Origin of the sequence: Paraburkholderia sp. CNPSo 3274 (assembly GCF_024206475.1) — a bacterium.
Classification (GTDB): domain Bacteria; phylum Pseudomonadota; class Gammaproteobacteria; order Burkholderiales; family Burkholderiaceae; genus Paraburkholderia.
Genome location: NZ_JAMBPR010000089.1, coordinates 20034 through 28208, shown reverse-complemented (window position 1 = coordinate 28208; position 8175 = coordinate 20034). Strand labels below are relative to the sequence as shown.

Here is an 8175-nt window from a genome sequence, read left to right as displayed (position 1 = left end):
TGGCGTTCACGCCCGCCTTCAGCGCCATACCCGCGATCGACACGCCCGGCTTCAGGCAGGCTTCAATCAGCCTCTGTTTGTCACGCTTGTCGAAAGTCCGCTTGCCTTCGACACCAACGTTGGTCGCACGCAAGGGCAAAAAATCTGCGCAGTTCTCGTCCATGAAGGGTGTGTCCATTAAAAAACCGTGGACACATCCTGCGCTGTTTTCAGATCAGGATCTATGTGAGGAGAAACTGCCGCTTACGATTGTGTAGCTCCCGCCCCAGAACGGCCCCGCGCGGTACGTCTGCTTGAGGTTGCCAGCAGTCTGCAGGTCGGCGATCGTCGGCGCGGTGAGCGGCGAGTTGCCCGACTGCGTGTACTGGGTGAGCAGCGTCGAGAAGTTCTCGTTGGCCCAACGGCCCAGAGCGTCCGTGATCACCGCCTCGTTCTGGCCTTCAGTAGCGAGCAACGATGCCAGATGCTTCTGGATGTCCTCGCGAATCGAGTACACCGTCAGGATCGCAGACGCCGCCAGGAAAACCGCCATCTCGATAATGCTGCCCATGCCCGGTCCTTAGCTGCGCGTCGTGTACATCGCCACCGTGGCCACGTCGCCGCCAGAGGCACACGCATTGCCTGCCGTCGCACTGCTGAACTTCGTCGACGGGCTCGCCACCACCGTGCCATTCACCGTGACCTCAGTGAAGATATTGGCGACCGCACTGATCGACATCGAGCAGACCGCCTTCGGCACCGGATAGCTCGTCACAATCGCGTCGTTCGACGACGTGACCGTGCCAGGCTCGGCCGTCACCTGGCCACCAAAAATCCCGGTCACCGTCGAGTAGTCGCTTGCCACGCGAGCGCCAGCCGCATCGAACGCGTGATTCTGCGCGAGCGTCGCCAGCGTCTCCGCCGAGAAGTCGGAGTCGTTCGCGGTGGCGTTCTGGATGCCGGTGTGAAACATGCCTGCCTCACTCTTGAAGGTGGAGGACTGCACCATGTTGCGCACGAACGGCACACCGTAGAAGAGCGCGAGCGACAGCAGCGCCGCAGCACCGAGCACCGCACCCGCCTCGATCAGCGACAGTTCGCCGCTCTGCTTCTTCAGGCGGCCGAGACGACGATGGAATTCCTTCTGTTCGGGCGTGCGTTGGGAGACGTTGGTTTTCATGGAGGTCCTTAATTGGAGGTGTTGCCGGTCGCGGCGCCGAGTGCGTTCTGCATACTCGTGACGCCGGTGACGACGTATGAGCCGACACCGATGCCGATGAACGCCGCTGCGGCGATGCCGAGCAGCACGTAATGGGTAATCCGGGCGTTGCGGCGTACCGCCTCAACGACGCGATCGAGCGAACTGCGCCCGAGCGACTTGATCGCATCCACGAAGTTGTCGCGACGCTCTGCGTCGGCGATGCGGTCGACGAGCTCTTCCGAGAAGATGCCTGTCGCGAACGCGCGCATGGGTAGCTCGGGCGAGGCCTTCAGGCGTCGTTCCATCGTCGAAATGTGCCAGCGCAGCCACGGGTCGGCGTGCCGGCGCAGGCGCCCAAGCGCCCCCGCGAGCGTGAGCCCCGAGTCGAGCAGGCCCGACAACGAGACGATCAGCAATGCGGCGCGCAGGTCGCGGCGGTTTCGCCACATCAGCGGCGTCGCATCGATGCGGTTACGCAATGTTCCCGTCCAGCGCTTGAGGCCGTAGTAGTACGAAAACACACCCGCTGCGAGCAGGCACACGTTCAGCATCCAGTAGTCGTAGCAGTACGTGTCGATCGCATACAGCACCTTGCCTGCGGGCATCCACTGTTCGAGCGGCCGCACCTCGAGGACCTGCGGATAGACCATCCCGCCAAAGAGCATGCTCAGGCCGTACATGTAGCAGAGCAGCACCATCGGATAGGCCATCTGCATGGCCGTCGTGCTCGACAGCACGCGCTTGGCTGAAGCCGCCATCTCGCACAGGTCGAAACCGCGGCGTGCCGCGTCATCCTTGTCGGAAGCGAACGCCAGATCCAGCAGCGAATACTCGTCGACGGGCACGAACGGCTTGATCGCGAGCGCGAGCCCATCGCCCTTGCGCATGCGCTCTTCCATCTCGTCGTAGGCGAGCCAGACGATCTGCCGGCGATCGCGCGCACGCTTTTTGAGCACCTGGAGGCGCTCGATCAGCGTCTCGCGGTTCCGCAGTCCCGTGGCCTGCTCGATGTCGAGGCGTGATTCGCGATAAAAGCCCTCGCGCGCCTTCTGGAAGCGCCACCTAGCGATCTTGAGTCGCTCCGCACGCGGCAGGCGCATGCAGATGCCATAGAAGACACGGCCAATCACGATGGCATCCTCCCGTCACGATCCGGCAGCACCGTGTAGACGCGGAACGGTTTCATCGAGCGGTCGATGAAACGAGGATCAATCAACCCCTGCGAAGCCTTGTAGAGCGCGTGCTCATAGATCGTCTTGCCCGTCATGTCGGCCGAATCGAAGCCTGAGACCCGTTCCTTGCGCCACGCCGCCTCGGCCCCACGCCAGTCGCGTACAACGATGTGTTCGAGGAACTCGGGCGTGGGCCGGTAGAGCTCCATCGCAAGTGTCTGGCCCTTCGTACCCCCCGCCACCTTGCCGTCACGCGTGAAGAGCCCCTTCTTGCGGCAATGCTCACAGCCATCGTCGTTGCGGCATGCCATTTTCGACGTATCAAGGCCAAACTTCGTGCGCAGCAGCTCAAGCTCGGCTGGGCTCATGACGTCGGCCGCAGGCTTCTTGCAGTGCGGGCAAAGCATCGGAATCAGCTTCTGGTTGCCCACCGCGTTGATGAACTTGTCGGATGCCACTTCGTCCGCTGCCAGCCGCAGGCGATCACCCAGCAGGCGCATGAAGACGCCGATGATGCTGTCCGCGTGGATCGTGGTGCGCACCGGGTGGCCGGTCAGCGCAAGCTCGACAACGAGACCTGCAATGGTCGAGTCGAGGATTTCCGCGACGGTCAGATCGTCCGGGTCCATTCGCATGAGCGTGCGGATGATTGTCGCCACCTTGCGCCGGAAATCTTCTTCGGTTTCGTCCAGCCCGCGCGGCACGGACTGGTCCGAGAGCCACGGCAACGGGTACTCCGAAGGCATGCTCACGGCGTACTGCTTTTTGAGCTCGCGCCCATCGACCATGTACGAGAGCGCCCGCAGCAATGTGCTTTTGGCGGAGCCGGTCTCGCCGGAGATAAGCACGGCACCACCGCTGACGTGCCCCAGCGATTCAATGATCGCGAGCTGGCTGGTCTCGATCCCCATCGTGTCGGGCATGCGCACGGTGTAGTTGCGGAAGTTGCCGTCCAGGATGCGCATCGCCACGTCGAAACCACCCATCTGCGGGGCGCTCTGCCAGCGCAGGTTCAGCGTGGCAGTCGCGAGCGCGAGCGGGATCATGGCCGACTGCGGCGCGGTAGGCTGGAATGCGTTGCCACTGTTCGTGTTGCTCTGGACGAGATCCTGGTAGGCAGCCGACAGCGCGCGGAGAACGGTCGCCTTCGGCATCCGGCGATAGGTATAAAGGTCGCCGTCAACGCGAAACCGGAGTTCCGCATCGGACTGGTAATCGCGTGATTCCCAGTGCACGTCGCTCGAACCGTATCCGTGTGCGGCGTCATTAACGTCCCTGAAGAGCGCAAGCGCGCGCGAGCCTTCGGGAACGTGGTTCGATACCCGGATGCGCGCCCGGTCGTAAACGTCGGCGATGACGGCGGCCGTCGCCACCATTTCCTCACGCACCGTGATATGCACGCGCTTGAGGTCGTTCAGATAGGTCGCATACAGAGCGGTTTCATGAAACTCGCGCGTTGCGATCACGACGGCCAGGCCAGCCTGCATGTCCACTGCCACGAACTCGCGGCGTGCCTCCGGCGTGATGCGCAGCGTCGCCTCGGGCGTCGTGTCGCAGAGGATCCGCTTGAAGTCGACGAGCGCCTGGGCCGAATTCAGCCGCGGCATGCCGACCGGCGTGTACTCGATGTCCGGAATCGCGAGCGCGTGGCCCGCTGCGGCGGCAGGTTCGGGAGTGTCGGTCGCCTCAGGTGGCTCGCCTGACTCCTGGCCCTCCTCGACGTGTGACGCGTCGCTTGCGTGCGCGCGAGCTGCTTCGGCCGGCACCGCAACGCGGACGCCTTCCTCGGTACCGCGCTGTGCATCGCCCGTCGCTTCAACGGCGACGTTCACAGCCTCCACAACGGACGGCTCAGCACTGCGTGCTTCGACATCCTCCACAACCGGGGGTGTGGCCGCTGCCGTGGCATGCAGATCGGGAGCGCCCCCCTCACCAGCCTTTTCAAACGCCTCCACATCGGTCACGTCCGCATCGCGCAGATACGCGCCGAGAGAGCCTGCCGGCGCACCGGGCCCCCTGCGCACCGGACGCGTCGCGCCGAACGCGGGCTCCACAGGCGCGGCCGATTCCGACTCCTCCACGAAGCTGCCGCGCCAGGCGCGAAGGCGCGCCATCATCCCGCTACGGGGCTTTTCGTTGCCTTCCAGATTTCCAAAGAGCGACATTAGTGCCTCCCGAAGCTTGAGACCGGTTGAGCCATGTTCACGCCTGGTGGCAACGGTGACGACAGGTCACCGAGTGCCGCGCCGGTCACGAACGTTGAAGCTGAGGATTCCTGTGAGTTGCCGCTCATCGGCACGCTCCATGTGCGCTTACCGTCGGCAACCGTGACCGAAAGGCCGTCGACCCGGCGCGCGATCCAGCCATTGAGGAGCTTCTCGCCAAGGCGCGCCGGATAGACCGCACCGTTGTAGTCGTACAGGACGTGCTGCCCACTGCCGTCGGCGAATGCACCGACAAACGTGACGGGAGAGGTACGCGCGCGGGGCACATACGGTCGCACGACAACCGCCGGAGCGCTCTCCACCGGCGCGGGCGTCTTGAGCGTGACGGCCGCACTGCTCGCGGGCGCATCACCGTCACCGCGAAGCGCGCGCGTGAGCTTGCTGCGTGCGAGGTCGTCGATATCGCGAAGGGTAAGGTGCGTGTCGCCGGTTGCTCCGGGCACGCTGGCCGGACCGGATGTCGATGCTGCGGCTCCGCTCGCGGATGTCTGCGGCGATACCTGCACTGCCGTCGTTGCGGTGGTAGCGGGCGCAACTGCGGGATGCGATGCCGGCGACGCTGCGACGGAGGCGGGTGCCGGAGCGTGCGCTATAGCCGACTCGAAAGACGGTGTCGCCGCAGACGCGGTGTGCGCAGCCACGACAGCAGCGACCACCGCCACGCGAAGTGATTTATTGGACGACATAGTATTTGCCCTTCGCAACGAAATGGATGCCGACCTTGCCCAGTTCCTCGGGTGCGGCGGTGTCGAGTTTCACGTTCAGTGATTCGAGGGTCATGTTTGGCGGCAGCGCCGCGAGCAGCGGCGCCTGCCACCGGTAGCCGTCGATCTCCCAGCGCCCTTCGCGCAGCAACGCGCTATGCCGCTCGCCAGCTGGTGGTGGCGACGCGAGCAGCGGATGGCTCGGTTCGAGCTTCACCTCGTAGCCAAAGCTCTTGATATCGAACGGCTGGACGGACATGCGTTGCGGCGGCGTCTGCAGCATCTCGATGAGGCGCTGCTCATCGGGCCAGGCCTTCATGCCGGTCACGCCCAGCGTGGCTGCCCGTGGAAGCGCTGGACCGCGCGCATACAGGTGCCGTCCGTCCGGCGCGAACGTGACGGGCTGCATGGCCGCTGGCGCAGTGCGCGCGAAGTCCTCGAACGAGCCGCCCGCACGCTGATAGGTCAGCGAGCAGAAACCCGTTGACGGGCATTTGGCCTTCTCGAACTGCCAGCCCTTGCGATTGGTGTCGATGTAGTCCAGCAACGCCAGCGCGTCGGGCGCCAGTTGCGATGCGAGTGGCGTGCGGCCCGCAAAGACCTGATGCATCGCCTTCTCGTATAGCTGGCTCCAGCTGGGCGCGGTGTTCACGATCGGGGGCGGGTTGAGCGCCCCCCACATCTGCTTGGCCCCGAATCCGGCGATCGCAAGCGCGAGCAGCACGACGATGGAGTTCGGAATGCCCGCAGGCACGCGCGCGATGCGGCCAGCTTTCTTCTGCTGCAGCAGCTCCGCGGGGCTGAAGGGCTCATCGCCCGGCGTGATCGCATCGCCCGAGGCCAGCACCGTGAGCGGCAGTCCAAACTTCGCACTCTGCTGCGCGATCTCGCTGCGCCGCTTCGCCGCGGCGGCCAACGTCACCACCTCGTCGTGGCGTACCGCGCCGCGTACGACGTGCACAAGATGCGCCTGTGCGCCGTCCTGCATGAGCACAAGCACGGCGGGCTTTGCGCGCACGCGCTCGAGCATCGCGACGCGTGCGGCGCCCGAGAAGAGCTTTACACGACGCAGCTCGCCCATGTCCGGCGCGCAGAAGCCGCCGATCAGTTCCGCACCGACCTTCATTTCGACGTAGTGCGTCGCGGAGAAGTCGCCCGCGTAGCGTGTGCGGCTTTCCTTCGCGCCCTTCTCGGAATAGGCACTCCAGTCGAGGCCGAACGCCAGACGCGCGCGCTTCTCTCCGGGCAGCGATTCGGTGATATGCATCGTCGCGCTCACATCGAAGGCACGACAGTGGCCGTCAGCATCACTATCTGGAACGTGCGCGACTTGTTCCACGTACCCGTGATACCGGCGAGGCCCCCGTTGGTCGTGCTGTCGGCGGTGTCCGTGACAGCGCCATACAGGACAACGGTCTGACCGTCCGACAGCGCAATGGTCTCGTCATCCTTGCTGCCGATCGTGTGTGCGAGCTGGATGGCCTGCGCCGTCTGGCCCGAGCCTGCGCCCGCGGTAGTGAACGGTCCGTTCTGCTTCGAGCTGTCACGCCAGTACGCGAGCAGGATCTGGTTGTGATCGTTGACCGCTGGCAGGATGTGCAGAAAGTCGCCGGTCGTGAGGGTGCCAGGCGTGAGGCCCACGACACCGCTCGACGTACCGGTAATGCTGCCGGACGACGGTGAGGTCGTGCGCAGGTAATCGTCCGACTGGAAGTTCGCTACCGACACCGGCAGGCCGTTGAGCGTGAGCTTCGAGACGGTGTTGTCGGAAACCGTGCGGCCATACTGGTTCAGGGCGTTGATGACCGCGTTCGTGCCCGAGAACGGCGCGTTCGGCTGCAGGACCGAGAGGCCAACCGTGCCACCGCCCGAGGAGAGCGACGTCGGCGATGCAAAGGTCACCGCCCACTTGGCCAGCCCTCCCTGAATGCTGTTGTAGACGATGTCGGCGTTCACCCCCGACTGGGTGCCCCGGTTCAGCGCAATCTGGATGGTGCGCACGCGCAGCATCACCTGGCGTGTGGAGATGGCGTTCTCGCGCTTGAGCATGTCGCCCATGCGGTCCGCCGCTTCCTTCGTGTCGTACACGATCACGAGGCGGCTCTGCGGATTCACCGTGATACGGCCCATCGGGGACTTCAACTGGTTGAGCGTATTCTCGATCGACTGGATCTGGTCGAAATCGCCCTTGCGCCCGCTCGAAGTCATGGCCGAGAACGACCCGGTATCCGTGCTTGCACCGCCCGTTGAGCCGGTCGACTGGTTGCCTGTCGACGTGTCCGTGCCCTTGGACATCCGCGATTCGATCGACACCTTGCCGGGAATCGCGGCGATCTGGTACATGCGCGTGACGAACCGGTTGATGTTGATGGTCGAGCCATCGAAGGACCAGTCAAGGCCGAGGTTCTCCGTCACGTCGTGCAGATAGCGACCGATCCCGCACGATTCGCAGGGCTGGTCGTACACCGGGTTGTCGTACACCTTCGCGCCGAAGCTCGCCTGCACGTTCTTTCCATCGCTCGATGCACGTGGAATCAGGCTGTCGCGCGCGATGAACACGTCAGGGCTCACACGCACCGGATAGCCGGAAGCGTTCGACACCAGCGTCGCCAGTGTCTTCATGTCGAGCTTCGGCGGAAACGTCACCTTCTTCTCGCGGAACACGGCGGGCAGCGTCGCCTCATACGCGAGGGGCACCGGGCGATCGCCGAGGAACGCGGTTTGCACAATCTCAACAAGCGGAATGCCATTTCCCGCGCCGTCGAGCGCGGCACCCGCTGTCGCATTCGCGTGGTCGTAGGCGCCATTGACGTCGCCTTGCGTGACGGCGCAGCCCGCGAGCGCTACGGCGCAGGCCGCCGCGATCAGGGTACGGATGGGATAGAGACGCATGA

7 protein-coding genes are annotated in these 8175 nt (G+C 64.6%); all 7 read right to left on the bottom strand.

The features are described 5' to 3' along the window. Positions 1 to 214 precede the first annotated feature (214 nt). The 7 genes from M3I54_RS37780 to M3I54_RS37750 all read right to left on the bottom strand — a co-directional run bounded on the left by M3I54_RS37780 (position 215) and on the right by M3I54_RS37750 (position 8173). Complete coding sequence (locus M3I54_RS37780; RefSeq protein ID WP_254344956.1) at positions 215 to 550, bottom strand: hypothetical protein; 336 nt, start codon at positions 548 to 550, stop codon at positions 215 to 217. 9 nt (positions 551 to 559) lie between these two features. Then, positions 560 to 1159: a type 4 pilus major pilin gene (locus M3I54_RS37775; protein ID WP_254344955.1), complete on the bottom strand. Its 600-nt coding sequence runs from the start codon at positions 1157 to 1159 to the stop codon at positions 560 to 562. A gap of 8 nt (positions 1160 to 1167) precedes the next feature. Then, positions 1168 to 2310, bottom strand: coding sequence for a type II secretion system F family protein (locus tag M3I54_RS37770; RefSeq protein ID WP_254344952.1), 1143 nt, complete (start codon positions 2308 to 2310; stop codon positions 1168 to 1170). After that, on the bottom strand, positions 2307 to 4517 hold the full coding sequence (locus M3I54_RS37765) for an ATPase, T2SS/T4P/T4SS family (RefSeq protein ID WP_254344950.1): 2211 nt from the start codon (positions 4515 to 4517) through the stop codon (positions 2307 to 2309). The genes M3I54_RS37770 and M3I54_RS37765 overlap by 4 nt, the downstream gene beginning before the upstream one ends. Continuing rightward, entirely contained in the window at positions 4517 to 5020 is a 504-nt protein-coding gene (locus M3I54_RS37760) for a hypothetical protein (RefSeq protein ID WP_254344945.1), read from the bottom strand. Before M3I54_RS37760 ends, M3I54_RS37765 begins: the two co-directional genes overlap by 1 nt. A 229-nt stretch (positions 5021 to 5249) precedes the next feature. After that, positions 5250 to 6548: a hypothetical protein gene (locus tag M3I54_RS37755; protein WP_254344943.1), complete on the bottom strand. Its 1299-nt coding sequence runs from the start codon at positions 6546 to 6548 to the stop codon at positions 5250 to 5252. Between the two features lie 8 nt (positions 6549 to 6556). Beyond that, on the bottom strand, positions 6557 to 8173 hold the full coding sequence (locus tag M3I54_RS37750; protein WP_254344941.1) for a type II secretory pathway protein: 1617 nt from the start codon (positions 8171 to 8173) through the stop codon (positions 6557 to 6559). Positions 8174 to 8175 lie beyond the last annotated feature (2 nt).